This window comes from Bacillus tequilensis KCTC 13622 (genome assembly GCF_000507145.1).
Classification (GTDB): domain Bacteria; phylum Bacillota; class Bacilli; order Bacillales; family Bacillaceae; genus Bacillus; species Bacillus tequilensis.
Genome location: NZ_AYTO01000032.1, coordinates 77,052 through 93,140, shown reverse-complemented (window position 1 = coordinate 93,140; position 16,089 = coordinate 77,052). Strand labels below are relative to the sequence as shown.

Annotated in this window: 17 protein-coding genes and 1 other annotated feature; of the genes, 11 read left to right on the top strand and 6 right to left on the bottom strand. The window is 44.6% G+C overall.

The window, feature by feature from the left end:
• The 6 genes from V756_RS0110465 to motS all read left to right on the top strand — a co-directional run bounded on the left by V756_RS0110465 (position 1) and on the right by motS (position 4,997).
• Positions 1-456, top strand: a complete 456-nt coding sequence (locus V756_RS0110465; protein ID WP_024714624.1) for a YtxH domain-containing protein — start codon at positions 1-3, stop codon at positions 454-456.
• Positions 457-479: 23 nt separating this feature from the next.
• Positions 480-806 carry a bacillithiol system redox-active protein YtxJ gene (gene ytxJ / locus V756_RS0110460; protein WP_024714623.1) on the top strand — a complete coding sequence of 109 codons (327 nt, stop codon included), beginning with the start codon at positions 480-482 and terminating at the stop codon, positions 804-806.
• 233 nt (positions 807-1,039) lie between these two features.
• Complete coding sequence (locus tag V756_RS0110455; RefSeq protein ID WP_024714622.1) at positions 1,040-2,116, top strand: bifunctional 3-deoxy-7-phosphoheptulonate synthase/chorismate mutase; 1,077 nt, start codon at positions 1,040-1,042, stop codon at positions 2,114-2,116.
• Positions 2,117-2,392: 276 nt separating this feature from the next.
• Positions 2,393-3,397: a catabolite control protein A gene (gene ccpA, locus V756_RS0110450; protein ID WP_024714621.1), complete on the top strand. Its 1,005-nt coding sequence runs from the start codon at positions 2,393-2,395 to the stop codon at positions 3,395-3,397.
• Positions 3,398-3,460: 63 nt separating this feature from the next.
• Positions 3,461-4,279 carry a flagellar motor protein MotP gene (gene motP / locus V756_RS0110445; protein ID WP_024714620.1) on the top strand — a complete coding sequence of 273 codons (819 nt, stop codon included), beginning with the start codon at positions 3,461-3,463 and terminating at the stop codon, positions 4,277-4,279.
• Positions 4,269-4,997 (top strand): flagellar motor protein MotS, encoded by a 729-nt coding sequence (gene motS, locus V756_RS0110440; RefSeq protein ID WP_024714619.1) that lies wholly within the window; start codon positions 4,269-4,271, stop codon positions 4,995-4,997. Before motP ends, motS begins: the two co-directional genes overlap by 11 nt.
• A gap of 10 nt (positions 4,998-5,007) precedes the next feature.
• Here motS and V756_RS0110435 read toward each other — a convergent pair whose 3' ends face one another.
• From V756_RS0110435 to acuA, 3 genes are read right to left on the bottom strand one after another with little or no spacing between them, the layout of a single operon-like run.
• On the bottom strand, positions 5,008-6,171 hold the full coding sequence (locus tag V756_RS0110435; RefSeq protein ID WP_024714618.1) for an acetoin utilization protein AcuC: 1,164 nt from the start codon (positions 6,169-6,171) through the stop codon (positions 5,008-5,010).
• Positions 6,168-6,812: an acetoin utilization AcuB family protein gene (locus tag V756_RS0110430; protein WP_024714617.1), complete on the bottom strand. Its 645-nt coding sequence runs from the start codon at positions 6,810-6,812 to the stop codon at positions 6,168-6,170. The genes V756_RS0110435 and V756_RS0110430 overlap by 4 nt, the downstream gene beginning before the upstream one ends.
• Before the next feature lie 26 nt (positions 6,813-6,838).
• Positions 6,839-7,471: an acetoin utilization protein acetyltransferase AcuA gene (gene acuA / locus V756_RS0110425; protein ID WP_024714616.1), complete on the bottom strand. Its 633-nt coding sequence runs from the start codon at positions 7,469-7,471 to the stop codon at positions 6,839-6,841.
• 158 nt (positions 7,472-7,629) lie between these two features.
• Here acuA and acsA point away from each other — a divergent pair, with 158 nt between their 5' ends.
• The 3 genes from acsA to sr7p all read left to right on the top strand — a co-directional run bounded on the left by acsA (position 7,630) and on the right by sr7p (position 11,220).
• The gene (gene acsA, locus V756_RS0110420) at positions 7,630-9,348 is read left to right on the top strand and encodes an acetate--CoA ligase (protein ID WP_024714615.1); all 1,719 of its coding nucleotides are present in this window, start codon (positions 7,630-7,632) and stop codon (positions 9,346-9,348) included.
• A 54-nt stretch (positions 9,349-9,402) separates the two neighbouring features.
• Positions 9,403-9,640, top strand: a binding site (T-box leader).
• A gap of 49 nt (positions 9,641-9,689) precedes the next feature.
• Positions 9,690-10,958, top strand: coding sequence for a tyrosine--tRNA ligase (gene tyrS / locus V756_RS0110415; protein WP_024714614.1), 1,269 nt, complete (start codon positions 9,690-9,692; stop codon positions 10,956-10,958).
• Between the two features lie 133 nt (positions 10,959-11,091).
• Positions 11,092-11,220 carry a small protein SR7P gene (gene sr7p, locus V756_RS1000000124405; RefSeq protein ID WP_032682080.1) on the top strand — a complete coding sequence of 43 codons (129 nt, stop codon included), beginning with the start codon at positions 11,092-11,094 and terminating at the stop codon, positions 11,218-11,220.
• Between the two features lie 21 nt (positions 11,221-11,241).
• Here sr7p and rpsD read toward each other — a convergent pair whose 3' ends face one another.
• Positions 11,242-11,844, bottom strand: coding sequence for a 30S ribosomal protein S4 (gene rpsD / locus V756_RS0110405; RefSeq protein WP_024714613.1), 603 nt, complete (start codon positions 11,842-11,844; stop codon positions 11,242-11,244).
• Between the two features lie 294 nt (positions 11,845-12,138).
• On the opposite strand from rpsD, the gene V756_RS0110400 reads away from it, so the two are divergent.
• A complete protein-coding gene (locus tag V756_RS0110400; protein WP_024714612.1) occupies positions 12,139-13,878 on the top strand; it encodes a diguanylate cyclase domain-containing protein in 1,740 nt (579 codons plus the stop codon).
• A 39-nt stretch (positions 13,879-13,917) separates the two neighbouring features.
• Here V756_RS0110400 and V756_RS0110395 read toward each other — a convergent pair whose 3' ends face one another.
• Positions 13,918-14,409 (bottom strand): GAF domain-containing protein, encoded by a 492-nt coding sequence (locus tag V756_RS0110395; RefSeq protein WP_024714611.1) that lies wholly within the window; start codon positions 14,407-14,409, stop codon positions 13,918-13,920.
• A gap of 127 nt (positions 14,410-14,536) precedes the next feature.
• Here V756_RS0110395 and refZ point away from each other — a divergent pair, with 127 nt between their 5' ends.
• Complete coding sequence (gene refZ / locus V756_RS0110390; protein WP_024714610.1) at positions 14,537-15,160, top strand: transcriptional regulator RefZ; 624 nt, start codon at positions 14,537-14,539, stop codon at positions 15,158-15,160.
• Here the strand turns inward: refZ and hisJ are convergent.
• Complete coding sequence (gene hisJ / locus V756_RS0110385) at positions 15,157-15,963, bottom strand: histidinol-phosphatase HisJ (protein ID WP_024714609.1); 807 nt, start codon at positions 15,961-15,963, stop codon at positions 15,157-15,159. The two genes, refZ and hisJ, sit on opposite strands and share 4 nt — an antisense overlap.
• Positions 15,964-16,089 lie beyond the last annotated feature (126 nt).

The following is a 16,089-nucleotide window of genomic DNA, read 5'->3' as shown; positions in this document are numbered from 1 at the left end:
ATGAGCAAAGATGGAATTAATAGTAAAGATTTTTTAATCGGAACTTTAATCGGGGGAATCGTCGGTGCCACTACCGCTCTTTTTCTAGCGCCTAAATCAGGCAAAGAACTTCGCGACGATCTCGGCAGCCAAGCTGTTGCTTTACGGGAAAAGACAGACAAAATGACTGCGGATGCGAAGGAAAAAGGCACGCAATATGTCAGCATCGCAAAAGACAAGACATCTAACATCACACAGCTTGTCGCGGATCAGTCAGGACAGATCATGAACAAGGTGAAGGATTTAAGAGACCGTTCCAAATCTGCCAAAACGGATTCATCAGCCTCAATGCAAGATATGAGAGAAGAAGCGATGCAGGCGGCCGACGAAACAAAAGATCAAGTCCTCCAAACGAAAGAAGATGTAAAAGACGAACTGAAAGATGCACAAAAACAGGCTGAGCATATCAATCGCTGAGCCGGGAAGGAAGATCTTGAGTCATGGCAAAACAGCTAATTCGATCTGAGGAAGAATTTAAACGGATTGCAGAACAGGAAGGCACTTTCGTCTTCTTTAAACACAGCACCACATGCCCGATCAGCCAGGCAGCATTTCATGAGTTTGATGCTTTCGCAAATCATCATGAGGATGTGCCGGTTTATTATCTGCAAGTCCAAGAAGCACGGCCGCTGTCAAATTTCATCGCAGAAACTTATGGTGTAAAGCACGAAAGCCCTCAGGTTTTCGTCATCCAAAACGGTAAAGTGAAATGGCATACCTCCCATTCACAAATTACAGAAGCGGCCATAGAGCAGCATTTATCATAGAAAAAAGCGTCCAGATATATTCTGGCGCTTTTTTTTGAAAAAAACCTTGAACATTGCCTTCACATCATGTAGGATAACTTCATAGATTACTTTATCACTTAAAAGCGTTTGGGTAATAAAGGAGAGTTTTTATAAAATTTTTTTTATTTCAGTATTTCCATTTTGAATTACTTATAGTAAGATGCATGATAACTACAAATTAAAAAATGAATGTGCAGGGAAGGATGAAGAAAATGAGCAACACAGAGTTAGAGCTTTTAAGGCAGAAGGCAGACGAATTAAACTTACAAATTTTAAAGCTAATCAACGAGCGCGGAAATGTTGTAAAAGAGATCGGTAAAGCGAAGGAAGCACAAGGTGTCAACCGATTTGATCCTGTCAGAGAACGCACAATGTTAAACAATATCATTGAGAACAATGACGGGCCGTTCGAAAATTCTACCATCCAGCACATTTTTAAAGAAATATTCAAAGCCGGTTTAGAGCTTCAGGAAGAGGATCACAGCAAAGCCCTGCTTGTCTCCCGTAAGAAAAAGCCTGAAGATACAATTGTAGAGATCAAAGGTGAAAAAATCGGAGACGGCCAGCAAAGATTCATTGTCGGCCCATGTGCAGTAGAGAGCTACGAGCAAGTGGCTGAAGTCGCTGCGGCTGCGAAAAAACAAGGAATTAAAATTTTGCGCGGGGGAGCCTTTAAGCCTCGTACGAGCCCATACGACTTCCAAGGGCTTGGTGTTGAAGGCCTTCAAATTTTAAAGCGTGTTGCAGACGAATTTGACCTGGCAGTGATCAGTGAAATCGTAACCCCGGCTCACATCGAAGAAGCACTGGACTACATTGACGTCATTCAAATCGGAGCGCGCAACATGCAAAACTTTGAATTGCTGAAAGCGGCCGGCGCAGTGAAAAAGCCAGTGCTTCTGAAGCGCGGACTTGCTGCAACGATCTCTGAATTCATCAATGCTGCCGAATACATCATGTCACAAGGAAATGACCAAATTATCCTTTGTGAGCGCGGTATCAGAACATACGAAACAGCAACACGAAACACGCTTGATATTTCTGCTGTGCCGATTTTGAAACAAGAAACGCATTTACCTGTGTTTGTGGATGTGACGCATTCAACTGGACGCCGTGACCTCTTGCTTCCGACAGCTAAAGCCGCTTTAGCGATCGGTGCAGACGGCGTCATGGCTGAGGTTCATCCTGATCCGTCAGTCGCACTTTCTGACTCTGCTCAGCAAATGGCGATTCCTGAATTCGAAAAATGGCTGAATGAACTGAAACCAATGGTGAAAGTCAACGCTTAATTGAATTATCCAAAAGGCCGCGTCTGCGGCCTTTTTTTATGCTTTCTTGTTTATTTAGTTATAAAATCCAAGTATACGTTTTCATCATCTATAAAAACGTGTATAATTTCATGAGAAGTATTTAAATTTGATGAATAATGAAAAATAATGTACACTACTGACTTACGCTTACAAATCATAAACGACATAAATTCGGACATTATGACATTTCTCTACATAAAGTGTTTATGCTATAGATAAGGATAAGTGTATCCAGTAAAAGGAGTGGTTTTTAGGATGAGCAATATTACGATCTACGACGTAGCGAGAGAAGCTAATGTAAGCATGGCAACCGTTTCCCGTGTCGTGAACGGCAACCCGAATGTAAAACCGACAACGCGGAAAAAAGTCTTGGAAGCCATTGACCGTCTCGGCTATCGTCCAAACGCGGTGGCAAGAGGCCTGGCAAGCAAAAAAACAACAACTGTAGGTGTCATCATTCCCGATATCTCAAGCATTTTCTATTCAGAGCTTGCGCGCGGGATTGAAGATATCGCGACCATGTATAAATACAACATTATTTTGAGCAACTCTGACCAAAACATGGAGAAAGAGCTGCACCTGTTAAACACAATGCTCGGCAAACAAGTGGACGGTATCGTGTTTATGGGCGGAAACATTACGGACGAGCATGTGGCGGAATTTAAGCGTTCCCCAGTGCCGATTGTACTTGCCGCTTCTGTAGAAGAGCAGGAGGAAACACCGTCAGTCGCGATCGATTACGAACAGGCGATTTATGATGCGGTGAAGCTTTTGATTGATAAAGGACATACAGACATCGCATTCGTATCCGGTCCTATGGCAGAACCGATCAACCGCTCAAAAAAACTGCAAGGCTACAAACGTGCGCTTGAAGAAGCGAACCTTCCGTTTAATGAACAATTTGTCGCTGAAGGGGATTACACATATGATTCCGGCCTTGAAGCGCTGCAGCATTTGATGAGCCTTGACAAAAAACCGACAGCCATTCTTTCTGCAACTGATGAAATGGCGCTCGGCATTATCCATGCGGCTCAGGATCAAGGTCTGTCCATTCCTGAGGACCTCGAGATTATCGGCTTTGACAATACGAGATTAAGCCTTATGGTTCGTCCGCAGCTTACAACGGTTGTCCAGCCGACATATGATATTGGCGCCGTTGCGATGAGACTGCTGACAAAGCTCATGAATAAAGAGCCGGTTGAAGAGCATATCGTCGAACTGCCGCACCGTATCGAGCTAAGAAAGTCAACTAAGTCATAAGAAAAACAAGAGGGCAAGCTTCACCTTTAAGGTGAATTCTTGCTTTTTTCATGGGGAGAAATGATGAAACGTTTTGATTATCTTACACCTGCAGGATTTGTGTTAGGAACGATTATTATTGTTATCGGAATTATCTCGGGATCAGGATTAAGCGGTTTCCGCTCATTTCTTGATCTGACCTCTTTCTTCATCGTCACAGGGGGACTATGCGCCGCTGTTTTTATCAGTTTTCCGCCGAGAGAGCTGAAAAAAGCGCCCGCTGTGTTAAAACAGGCATTTATCCGCCAGGAAGACAATGTAAAAGATCTTGTGAGAACCTTTGTCTCTCTTTCCGATCACGCCCGAAAACACGGGCTTTTATCATTGGATGATCAGGCCCGGGACATCAAAGATCCATTTTTGAAAAAAGGATTGCTTTTAGCAATTGACGGCTGGGATGAGGAAACGATCCGCCTTGTCATGGACTCTGAAATCGCAGCGATGGAAGAGCGGCACCGCAAAGGGCGGCGTGTTTTTGAAAAAGCGGGGGAATTCGCTCCGGCGTGGGGGATGATCGGAACGCTCGTCGGACTCGTGCTGATGCTTAAAAACTTAAATGATCCGCATATGTTAGGACCGAATATGGCTGTTGCGATTCTGACGACCTTATATGGTTCATTGCTGGCAAACATGGTGTTCAACCCGATTGCCGCAAAGCTCGAAGAAAAAACAGAAAGTGAAATTTTCATCAAGCAGGTAATGGTCGAAGGGGTTATCGGAATTCAATCCGGAAAAAACCCGCGCAATCTCGAAAGCCAGCTCGTCGTTTTCAGCTCACGGGAAGAATGGAGAAAACAGCCAAATCAAGCAAAAACAAAAAAGGGATCTGTACATGAAGCTTAGAAGAGAACGCTTTGAAAGAAGGAATGGAAGCGGGAAAAACAGCCAATCTTCATCAAACTGGATGGTCACCTTTACAGATTTGATCACCTTGATTCTTGTGTTCTTTATTTTACTTTTTTCTATGTCCCAAATCGATCTGCAAAAATTTAAAGCGGCAGTCGAATCGATCCAAAAGGAGGGTAGCGGACTCCAGCCGGACCAAACGTCCGCAGAAAAAAAGGCTCCATCTTCGGCCGATGTGAAGAAGCAAGAGGATCAGCAGGATCAGCTTCTCAAGAAAGTAAATACATATATAAAAGACAACCATTTGAAAGCCCTAATGACAGCCAAACGGGATGAACGCGGTGTCGTGCTCGTTCTGCAGGAGGCTGTTCTGTTTGATTCAGGTGAGGCGAAGGTGCTGAAAAATGCCGAAACACTTCTTCACCAAATCGCCATTCTTCTTCAAACCATTCCAAATGACATTCAAGTGGAAGGCCATACTGACAGCCGAAACATTGCGACATACCGATACCCGTCTAACTGGGAGCTGTCAGCAGCACGGGCGAGCGGAGTGATTCAATACTTTACATCAAAAGAGAAACTTCCTTCGAAACGCTTTATTGCTGTCGGTTATGCGGATACAAAGCCTGTAAAGGATAACAAGACAAGCGAACACATGAAGGAAAACCGGCGTGTGGAAATCGTTATCAAAAAATCAAAAACGACCTCTTCGTGAAGGTCGTTTTTTACTTTGTTCTTTGCCGCTCAGATCGTATCGCATATAATGCTTTGCAGACGGTTTGGGCATTTTTTTCTGCAATTTCTGGCTTGCGGGGAATCGGAGGATATAAATCGGCTGGATCGCTCCAGCTTGACGGAAGGGTGACGGGGCATTGTTTTTGCCATTTCGCGATCCATTCCGGCGGAATATCGTCTCCCGGATCAATTCCCTTCATTTCAAGCCAGATTCTGGCCCAGGCGCGGGGCACGACACGCCAAATATCATATCCGCCGCCTCCGACTGCGATCCATTTCCCTCCGCAATATTGATGCGCTAAAGTGTGGGCGAGCCGGGGGATTTCTTCATATATCTTGATTGTTGCAGATAAATGCGTCAGCGGGTCATAGTAATGGGCATCGGCGCCGTTTTGGCTGATAATGACATCCGGCTGAAAATAAGCGGCGACTTCGGAAGCTGCCGCCTGGTAGGCCTCAAGAAAAGAATCATCCTCTGTAAAAGCGTCAAGCGGGATATTAAAGGAATAGCCATACCCTTTTCCGCTGCCTTTTTCCTGAATTTGACCGGTTCCGGGGAATAAATACCTTCCTGTTTCATGTATGGACAGCGTGCATACGTCGGGGTTATCGTAAAACGTAAATTGCACACCGTCCCCGTGGTGGGCGTCTGTATCAATATAAAGCACCCTGGCGCTGTATTTTTTCTGGATATATTGGATCGCCACAGCGCTGTCGTTATATATGCAAAACCCTGAAGCTCTCCCCCGAAAGCCGTGATGAAGGCCGCCCCCAAGGTTGGCCGCATGCAGGGCTTGTCCTGACATTACCCAGTCTGCGGCCGTTAAAGTGCCGCCGACTAAGAGTGATGCCGCTTCATGCATGCCGGCAAAGACGGGTGTATCTTCTGTGCCTAGCCCATAACTTTCACCTTCCTCAGCGGGAAGCTTTCCGGCGCCCCCAAGCTTGACCGCCTGAATGTAATCATCCGTGTGGACAAGGGCGAGCTCCTCCTCTGCCGCGAGTCTGGGACTGACAATGTCTCTATCATCCAGAGCGTTGATTGTTTTGAGCAAATCGTATGTTAACAGAACCCGCTGCTGATTAAATGGATGTTCCTGATGAAACATATAGGTTTGATACGATGGAGAATAGATGAATACACTGTCTCTCATAGCAGATCCCTTTGCTCTGACGGCCATACGACATGGTGCCCATTTCTTTGTAATGCCTGCAAAAACGGCAGCGGATTCATCGTTTTCACACGGAAGACAAGCACTTTTACGCCGGGATCGTCATGCGGATAAACAAGCACGCTTAATATTTTCACTTGAAGAACTTGGCAAAGGCTGCTAATCTCCGCAAGGCTTTTTGTGATGTCGTGTACTTTTATTTCGATTTGCGATCCTGGCTGATCAGCGCCTGTCAATTTGACAAATGTCCGCAGCAAATCCGTTTTCGTCAAAATGCCTATTAATTTTTGATGCTGCACCACTGGGAGACAGCCGATACCGTGCTCATAGAACACGGCAGATATTTCTTCGACAAAGTCAAGCGGGTGGGCGCAGACGACCTCTTTTTTCATAATTGAATCCACACTTCTTGTGAGAAATCGGTTTCGTTTGCTTTCTTCGAAAATACTCGGGCTGGCCTGCTTCATGTCTCTGTCTGTAATCATGCCGATCACATGGCGATCTTCATCTACGACAGGCAGATGCCTGATATGGAATTCCTTCAGTTTGCAAATGGCTGTTTCAAGCGTATCCGTCTTCGTTAATGTCATGACATCCCTTTTCATGATTTGCTCAACAATCATTATTTTTTCCCCTTTGTCAGTGTCAGTTAATACATAAAACGATGATAAAAACGAAGCCTGTCAAATTGTTCAATTGATTCTTGGCTGACGTTTTTCCCGATGCGTGCCATCAGGCAGTTTGCAGGATGGGAGCTGATCTCCGGCTCATCCGTCGCAAACCAAACCAATCCGCCTGCATTCATCATCTTTTCCAGGAGCTTTCTGTATTCCCACACATCTTTTTTCAGCCCTTTTAAATCCCAATGCCAGTAATATTCCGTTGTCATCACGATGTAGTTTTCCATTTGCTCATCCATCATGCTGACGGTCAGAAGCGTCTTTCCGACAGAACATCCCCGATAGGCGGGCGCCACCTCGATGGCCCCGAGCTCAAGCAAATCCTCCATATTTCCTTCAGACCATCTTTCGAGCGGGTCAGGATATAAATACGTCACATAGCCGATAATGGTTCGGCCGTCTCTGGCGATGATAATGCGCCCTTCGGGAAGGCCGGCAATCTCAACCAATGCTTCATGCTGCTCTCGGGGCGGGCGAAATGCGGTTAAATCGTTATGAAACTCGTAACCTGCCAAATCTTCTGGAGAGACAGGCCCTTCTATCAGTAAGGAGCCGGTTGCTGTTTTGATGTTTGCTGAATGGTATGTTTTATGATGTTCCACTGATCCACCGTCCCATCAATTCTTATAAAAATACATGTCCCCTTTAAGAATAACAAATTATGAAGCGTTTTCAATACGGTTTATATTTTAAAAATTGAGAAGAATATGAATATATACTATAATAAAGTGACAACTTCAGCAAAGGGGGATGTTTGGTCATGAATTTGAAAGCGTTGCCAGTAGTGGAAGGGGATCATCATTTAAAAAATTACGAAGAAACGTACCGGCATTTTGATTGGGCCGAGGCAGAGAAACATTTCTCCTGGCATGAGACTGGGAAACTGAATGCGGCGTATGAAGCAATTGACCGCCATGCCGAATCGTTTCGAAAAAACAAAGTAGCGCTTTATTATAAAGACGCTAACCGGAATGAAAAATACACATTTAAAGAAATGAAGGAAGAATCAAACAGAGCCGGGAATGTGCTGAAACGGTATGGAAATGTGGAAAAAGGGGACCGCGTTTTTATTTTTATGCCGAGATCCCCCGAGCTCTATTTTATTATGCTTGGCGCCATCAAAATTGGCGCCATCGCCGGCCCGCTTTTCGAAGCGTTTATGGAGGGCGCGGTGAAGGATCGGCTTGAAAACAGCGAGGCAAAGGTTGTTGTCACAACGCCTGAGCTGCTGGATAGAATCCCGGCTGACAAGCTGCCTCACTTACAGCATATATTTGTAGTCGGCGGAGAGGCTGAGAGCGGCACAAACATTATCAATTATGAGGAAGCGGCAAGACAGGAGAGCGCAAGGCTGGATATCGAATGGATGGATAAAAAAGACGGTTATCTGCTTCACTATACATCAGGTTCCACTGGAACGCCAAAGGGTGTGCTTCATGTCCATGAAGCAATGATTCAGCAATATCAAACAGGAAAGTGGGTTCTTGATTTAAAGGAAGAAGACATTTACTGGTGCACCGCTGATCCGGGCTGGGTGACAGGTACGGTATACGGCATTTTTGCACCGTGGCTGAACGGAACGACAAATGTCATCGTTGGCGGCCGTTTCAGTCCGGAAAGCTGGTATGGAACGATTGAGAAGCTTGGCGTCACCGTCTGGTACAGCGCGCCGACCGCGTTTCGGATGCTGATGGGAGCGGGAGATGAGATGGCTGCGAAATATGATCTCACCTCGCTACGGCATGTGCTCAGTGTCGGTGAGCCGCTAAATCCGGAAGTCATCAGATGGGGGCATAAAGTTTTTAACAAACGAATCCATGATACATGGTGGATGACAGAAACGGGCAGTCAGCTTATCTGCAACTATCCTTGCATGGATATTAAACCGGGCTCAATGGGTAAGCCGATTCCCGGTGTGAAGGCAGCGATCGTTGACAATCAGGGCAACGAGCTTCCGCCGTACCGAATGGGCAACCTTGCCATTAAAAAAGGCTGGCCTTCCATGATGCATACCATTTGGAACAATCCTGAAAAGTACGAATCGTATTTTATGCCGGGCGGCTGGTATGTGTCTGGCGATTCTGCTTACATGGATGATGAGGGATATTTCTGGTTCCAAGGCAGAGTTGATGACGTCATCATGACCTCCGGTGAGCGCGTCGGCCCATTTGAAGTGGAAAGCAAGCTTGTCGAACATCCAGCCATTGCGGAAGCAGGCGTGATCGGAAAGCCTGATCCGGTGCGGGGAGAAATCATTAAAGCCTTTATTGCGCTCAGAGAAGGATTTGAGCCGTCTGATAAACTGAAAGAAGAAATCCGCCTCTTTGTGAAGCAGGGTCTCGCAGCCCATGCCGCTCCGCGTGAGATTGAATTTAAAGATAAGCTTCCGAAAACCCGGAGCGGAAAGATTATGAGACGCGTGCTGAAGGCGTGGGAGCTCAATCTGCCGGCTGGTGATCTGTCAACGATGGAGGATTAAAAGGCGGCGTTGACATGGGATTTTATTTATGTTAAAAATGATATAGCTTCATATGAAAAGGTAAAGATTGAGACAAGTAGGATATCCTTACGTCCCAGAGAGCTGATGGCCGGTGAAAATCAGTACAGACGGATATATCGAATACACTCATGAACCGCTTTTGCAAACAAAGCCGGCGAGGCTTTCAGTAGTGAAAGAACGGACCTGATCCGTTATCAGGCAAAGTGATAAGACGAATGTTTTGTGTTCTCTTATTAGTAGGGTGGTACCGCGATAATCAATCGTCCCTTCGTGTAAACGAAGGGGCGTTTTTTATTTTAATAAAAAAGGAGTTTTATCTTATGACAAATTTACTTGAAGACTTATCCTTCCGCGGATTGATTCAGCAAATGACAGATGAAGAAGGATTGAATAAACAACTGAATGAAGAAAAAATCCGCCTGTACTCCGGCTTTGATCCGACAGCAGACAGCTTGCATATCGGACATCTGCTGCCCATTTTAACACTCCGCCGTTTTCAGCTTGCGGGGCATCATCCCATTGCGCTTGTGGGCGGTGCGACGGGCCTCATTGGCGATCCGAGCGGAAAAAAAGCGGAGCGTACATTAAATACAGCTGACATCGTATCCGAATGGTCCCAAAAAATCAAAAACCAGCTGTCCAGATTTCTAGATTTTGATGCAGCAGAAAATCCTGCTGTCATCGCGAACAACTTTGACTGGATCGGCAAAATGAATGTGATTGACTTCCTTCGTGACGTCGGTAAAAATTTCGGCATCAATTACATGCTGGCAAAAGACACGGTCAGCTCAAGAATTGAATCCGGCATCTCATACACGGAATTCAGCTACATGATTCTTCAATCGTTTGATTTCTTAAATCTTTACAGAGACCAAAACTGTAAACTGCAAATCGGCGGAAGCGATCAGTGGGGCAATATCACAGCAGGCCTTGAACTGATCAGAAAATCAGAAGAAGAAGGGGCAAAAGCGTTCGGCCTTACGATTCCGCTTGTCACAAAAGCAGATGGCACGAAATTCGGAAAAACAGAAGGCGGCGCGATCTGGCTTGATAAGGAAAAAACATCGCCATATGAATTCTACCAATTCTGGATCAACACAGATGACCGTGACGTTATTAAATACTTGAAATACTTCACGTTCCTATCAAAAGAGGAAATTGAAGCATACGCTGAAAAAACAGAAACGGCGCCTGAAAAACGCGAAGCGCAAAAACGCCTGGCAGAAGAAGTGACAGCGCTCGTTCATGGAGATGAGGCACTGAAGCAAGCTATCAACATCTCCCAAGCATTGTTCAGCGGCAATATTAAAGAGCTTTCCGCCCAAGACGTAAAAGTCGGCTTTAAAGATGTTCCGTCTATGGAAGCTGACAGCAGCCAAGAGCTATCACTAGTCGATGTGTTGGTACAATCTACATTATCTCCATCTAAACGCCAAGCTCGTGAAGATATTCAAAACGGCGCTGTTTACATTAACGGCGAACGTCAGACAGAAGTGAATTATATCTTATCGGATGAAGACCGCATTGAGGGCCAATTTACTGTCCTGCGTCGCGGAAAGAAAAAATACTTCCTTGTAACGTATAAATAAGAAAAAAGATCCTTTGCCCTTAGCGGCAAAGGATCTTTTTTGGTTTATCGCATAGGAATAACAGGAAAAGAGTATATTAGATAGGGCAAACACGACGGCAATCACCACCCTTTAAAAGAAAGGAGCGCTCACCGTGAATCTCATGTGTACGATTGCAAAAGAAAGACTTCAGCGGGATTATTGGGAGCAGCAGGCGCTAACAAATGTTGGCCGGTTAAAGGAAGAAGACGAATCAGACGATAAAAAAACCCCGACCGCATAGCGGCAGGGGTTTTTAGACCGATTAACGAGAGTAGAACTCAACGATAAGCGCTTCGTTAATTTCCGGAGCAAGTTCAGAACGCTCAGGAAGACGAGTGAAAGTACCTTCAAGCTTTTCAGCGTCGAAAGTAAGGTATTCAGGAACGAAGTTGTTTACTTCAACAGATTCCTTGATGATAGAAAGGTTTCTTGATTTTTCGCGAACACCGATTGTTTGACCAGGTTTTACTTGGTAAGACGGGATGTCAACGCGGCTTCCGTCTACAAGAATGTGACCGTGGTTAACCAATTGGCGAGCTTGACGGCGAGTACGTGCTAAACCTAGCTTGTACACAACGTTATCAAGACGAGAATCTAAAAGAATCATGAAGTTTTCACCGTGTTTACCAGTCATTTTTGCAGCTTTGTCAAACAATGTGCGGAATTGGCGTTCATTTACACCGTACATGTGACGAAGCTTTTGCTTTTCTTGCAATTGCAAACCGTATTCTGATAATTTTTTACGTTGTCCTGGGCCGTGTGGACCTGGAGCGTAAGGGCGTTTTTCTAATTCTTTTCCTGTACCGCTAAGAGAGATTCCTAGACGGCGGGACAGTTTCCAAGATGGACCTGTATAGCGAGCCATAATGTGACTCCTCCTTTGGTTTTATTTTTGTGGAAAATAAAAACCGTCTGCTCTATTCGACCATGTACATTTTGTTTTCATGTATCCTCGCTCCAGCAGCAGAGAGTTACACGATACACCTTATGGATAAGGAACAAAATGAAAACATAGAAGCTGAACAAAAAGGCTGCAATATTTCACACAAAGGTCATTATATAATTTATTTGTTTTGAAGTCAACCATTCCTGCATTATTGCTTTGCCGTTTATGATATAATAAACAAAAATTAGTGGTAAACTTTTAGGTGATAAAAACATGGTAGAACAAACTAAAGATCAATTATCCGCCTTTCATTATCATATGCTCGATTTTTTATTGACCAAATCTGAAAAAGTCACATTTACCGACTCTTTCAGATGGCTGGCTTCAGCTATTCACACCTATTTTTCAACCCTTTGTGTTTCGCTTACACCGGCACCATCTGACTCTGCGGCAAAACCGGCAAATGATGAAGTGCGTTTTTTCGCTTCGAAAATCAACGCTTCATTTTATATGATTGAGGACGGTTCCGGCAGATGCTTTCATCTTACATGCAGGCAGGAGGGAGCGATTCCCGGGGAGCTTCCGGACGTGGTTGCTTCATTTTTAAACCGGTCGATGAAACAGGAAAGACTCGTTAACAAAATGATTTATCAAAAAAAGATATACAAAATGACAGAGCTGTTTCATTCACTTCTTGATCAGACAGAGGTGCTGAAGCAGCTTTTAGAAAGTCTGACAAATACATTTTCTCTTTTTGAGTTTTCTTTATTTATATCGCACGATCAAGACCAATGTTTAGGGGTTCCTGCAAAAGAGCTGTATATGGAAGGGGAAAAATCCGATTCCTTTGCGCTCAAAGTATATTTATCCGGAGATATTGTACGGAAAAATGAATCTGCCGCTTATATTCCGATCAAAGGTCAGCAGGGGACATACGGGGTGTTGAAGGCTGAGGGAACGGGTGACAGCTTTCTTACTGACGCCTACATTAATGAAATGTCGCTGTTAGCAAACGCGGCGGGAAAAGCATTTGAAAACGCTCAGCTCTATGAACAATCAAAAGCGAGCATCGCAAATTTAGAATTGATCAATGAAACGTCACGCCGCCTGAATCAGCGGCTGACACTGACTGATACAATGCATGATCTGGCTGTGAGAATGGCAGAATCGTTTCAAGCAGAAGAAGTGGGCTTTTTTCATATAGACCATTTTGAAAACCAAACACTGCTCCCCGGCAGCACAGCGTTTTTTAAAGAAACAAAGCCAGCTGATTTTTATAATGAGTTGAAGGAAAAGCTGTATGAAGGGGAAAAAGGGGTATTCGTCGGAAATGGCCAGTCTGTTTTCGGAGAGTCCGGCTACGGCTCGCTGATGGCTGCTCCCATGATCGAAAATGACAGGCTTTTGGGCTTTGCGGTTTTATTGAAACAGGAGATGTACGCTTTTACATTTGAAATGTACAAGCTGTTTCAGGCGCTGATTCATCACGCCACACTGGCTGTAACGAACTCAATGCTCCGCGACCGCCTTGAACATCTCGTGAAAACAGATCAGCTGACAGAACTGTATTCAAGAGTATATTTAGATGAGAAAATTCAATACAGCATGAAAATTCACCAAAAAGGTGTCTTTATTCTTGTTGATATTGATAATTTTAAGAATGTTAATGATACGTACGGCCACCAGACTGGGGACGAGATTTTAATTCAAGTTGCTTCTGTGATTAAAAGCAACATCCGAAAGCATGATGTCGGCGCCCGCTGGGGAGGCGAGGAGCTGGCGGTTTATTTGCCGAACGTGACGGTTGCGGTGGGAAAACGGATTACTGAAAGACTGGTTTATGCGGTCAGAAAAAACACGAAACCCAAGGTAACCATTTCATGCGGCATTTCCTGCTGGACGGCAAAAACAAGAAAGTCCCTGAAAGAGCTTGTGCATGAGGCTGATGAAGCGCTCTACAGCGCGAAACGAAGCGGAAAAAACCGCTTGAGGATTCACGACTCAATAAAATAAAAAAAGCCCAAAACGATATTTCGGTTTTGGGCTTTTATATTACTGCGCCAATGCTATTTCAAGCTTTTGGGCAAATTGTGATAAATACTTTTCGTCGATTTCGTCGAATCGGTTTTTCACCGGGCTGTCGATGTCCAAAACCCCGACAACTTTTCCGCCAACATGAATCGGGATCACAATTTCTGATTGAGACGCCGCATCGCAGGCGATATGTCCCGGAAACGCGTTTACATCCTCAACACGCTCCACTTTTCCGTTTGCATACGCTGTGCCGCAAACCCCTCTTCCGAAAGGAATCCGCACACATGCCGGCAGACCTTGAAACGGCCCCAGCACAAGCTGTCCGTCCTCTTCTTTGGCAAAATAAAAACCCGCCCAGTTGACCTCAGGCAAAGAATGATAGAGGAGCGCTGAGGCATTTGCATAGTTTGCAATTTGATCTGTTTCGTCTTCGGTCATGGCTTCGAGCTGTTTTAGCAGAAGCTGATAGTCTTTTTCTTTATCTCCAGATTGTTTTTCGACATGGATCATGGGAAACCCTCACTTTTTTCTATAATATAAAACAAAGGTCCGGCTTTTCTGCCGGCATTTGTCGATAAGTTCTTACAGGAACAGCGGCCTTCTGCTTGAATAGTATCAAGAGGAAGGAGTGAGCCGTATGAAAGTAAGCGCCAAAGACAAAATTATTGAATCTGCTGTCATGCTCTTTAACCAAAAAGGATTTTCCGGCACATCTGTCCGTGAAATCGCAAAGTCAGCTGATGTAAATGTTGCGCACATCTCCTACTATTTTAAAGGCAAAGGAGGTTTGATGGAATACTTAGTTTCAGAGTTTTACGAAGGCTACAGCAATACGCTAGAAACAGCGGCAGGCAATATCTCTTCTCAAAGCACACAGGAACAGCTTCTCCAATTGGTTTTCGATATTTTATCCTATCAGCATAATCATCGTCAATTAACTCGGTTTGTCTACCGGGAAGTCACGATTGACTCCACGTTAAACAGGGAAATTATGTCGACATATCTAATGAAGGAAAAGTACATCTTCCAGCTGATCATTGAGGAAGGAGAAAAACAGCGTGAGCATTTGACGCTGCCGCTGCCTCATTTTATTCTCCAATTAAAATCTCTTTTGATGATGCCCTATCTCCAGCCTCAATATATTTCAGAAGTGCTCTACATGCAGCCGCACGAGCCGTACTTTTATAAAATGTATTTTGAAGAAATCAAAATTTGGATCAGAAGCGTCTTCCGGACAGGGGACGTAGCGCTTATCAATTAGCACCGCTCCAAAAACGCATCATACGCATATCCTACGTCTCCCGCTTGATGGGCATCAGACCCGAACACAAGCGGGATCTTTTTTTGTTTCGCTTCATTCAGCATCCAATTCTCGATATAAATGCTGCCTGCGTACGTTTTTCTTAAGCCGGAAGTATTGAAATCGAGTTCCATTCCGTTTTCGTCAATGGCATTCAGGCACTGAGAAACGAGACCGCGAATGTGTTCAGACATGCTGTATGGAAACAGCTTGATGAATTTTTGGACGAGTGTGATGTGACCGACTCTTTTTGGCTTATAGCTGCCGAGAGATGCTACAATGGAAGAATAAACGGTGCGGTAATATTGTTCGTACACAGCTTCAATGCTTCCGCAGGCTGAAATCAGCTCTTTAAAGGTATGCTCGTCATAATCAAGGCACAAATAGGAAGAACCCGTGCGCAAAAAATGAACGGATAGGATGCTGTCGTCTAAATATGGCCCGTATGCGTCCAGGAATAATTTGATTTCATCTTCAAATTCAGCAATATAATCGACCTCAAGCCCCGTGCGTATGGCAAGCTGACCGTGATATTCTTTTTTTAATCCGGATATTTCATTAAGATAACTCTCCAAAGAGGCTTGCGCCATTGCGCTGTCTTTCAGCGGCGTGGGATCAGTAAAAGAGGGCGGCAATGGGGCGTGTTCGGTAAAAGTGATTGATTCAAAGCCTTTTTTTAAGGCTTCTTCTGCATATTGCCTGAGTGTGTCATTAGAGCCGTGAGGGCAAAATGGTGTGTGAATATGTCCGTCTCGCTTTTGCATTAGCGTCACCCCGTGAAAAAATAGTCAAATCCTGCCGATTTTGCACAAAAAGTTTTTGATTTCTGGTCAAAAAATGTTGGTTACATGGTATCATAATAACAATGAAAACGACAGTTTTTCTCAATA

What these genes read in the sequence shown, in the direction of transcription:
- V756_RS0110465 (WP_024714624.1), top strand. Translation starts at nt 1, where the DNA reads ATGAGCAAAGATGGAATTAATAGTAAAGATTTTTTAATCGGAACTTTA.
- ytxJ (WP_024714623.1), top strand. Translation starts at nt 480, where the DNA reads ATGGCAAAACAGCTAATTCGATCTGAGGAAGAATTTAAACGGATTGCA.
- V756_RS0110455 (WP_024714622.1), top strand. Translation starts at nt 1,040, where the DNA reads ATGAGCAACACAGAGTTAGAGCTTTTAAGGCAGAAGGCAGACGAATTA.
- ccpA (WP_024714621.1), top strand. Translation starts at nt 2,393, where the DNA reads ATGAGCAATATTACGATCTACGACGTAGCGAGAGAAGCTAATGTAAGC.
- motP (WP_024714620.1), top strand. Translation starts at nt 3,461, where the DNA reads ATGAAACGTTTTGATTATCTTACACCTGCAGGATTTGTGTTAGGAACG.
- motS (WP_024714619.1), top strand. Translation starts at nt 4,269, where the DNA reads ATGAAGCTTAGAAGAGAACGCTTTGAAAGAAGGAATGGAAGCGGGAAA.
- V756_RS0110435 (WP_024714618.1), bottom strand. Translation starts at nt 6,171, where the DNA reads ATGAGAGACAGTGTATTCATCTATTCTCCATCGTATCAAACCTATATG.
- V756_RS0110430 (WP_024714617.1), bottom strand. Translation starts at nt 6,812, where the DNA reads ATGATTGTTGAGCAAATCATGAAAAGGGATGTCATGACATTAACGAAG.
- acsA (WP_024714615.1), top strand. Translation starts at nt 7,630, where the DNA reads ATGAATTTGAAAGCGTTGCCAGTAGTGGAAGGGGATCATCATTTAAAA.
- tyrS (WP_024714614.1), top strand. Translation starts at nt 9,690, where the DNA reads ATGACAAATTTACTTGAAGACTTATCCTTCCGCGGATTGATTCAGCAA.
- rpsD (WP_024714613.1), bottom strand. Translation starts at nt 11,844, where the DNA reads ATGGCTCGCTATACAGGTCCATCTTGGAAACTGTCCCGCCGTCTAGGA.
- V756_RS0110400 (WP_024714612.1), top strand. Translation starts at nt 12,139, where the DNA reads ATGGTAGAACAAACTAAAGATCAATTATCCGCCTTTCATTATCATATG.
- V756_RS0110395 (WP_024714611.1), bottom strand. Translation starts at nt 14,409, where the DNA reads ATGATCCATGTCGAAAAACAATCTGGAGATAAAGAAAAAGACTATCAG.
- refZ (WP_024714610.1), top strand. Translation starts at nt 14,537, where the DNA reads ATGAAAGTAAGCGCCAAAGACAAAATTATTGAATCTGCTGTCATGCTC.
- hisJ (WP_024714609.1), bottom strand. Translation starts at nt 15,963, where the DNA reads ATGCAAAAGCGAGACGGACATATTCACACACCATTTTGCCCTCACGGC.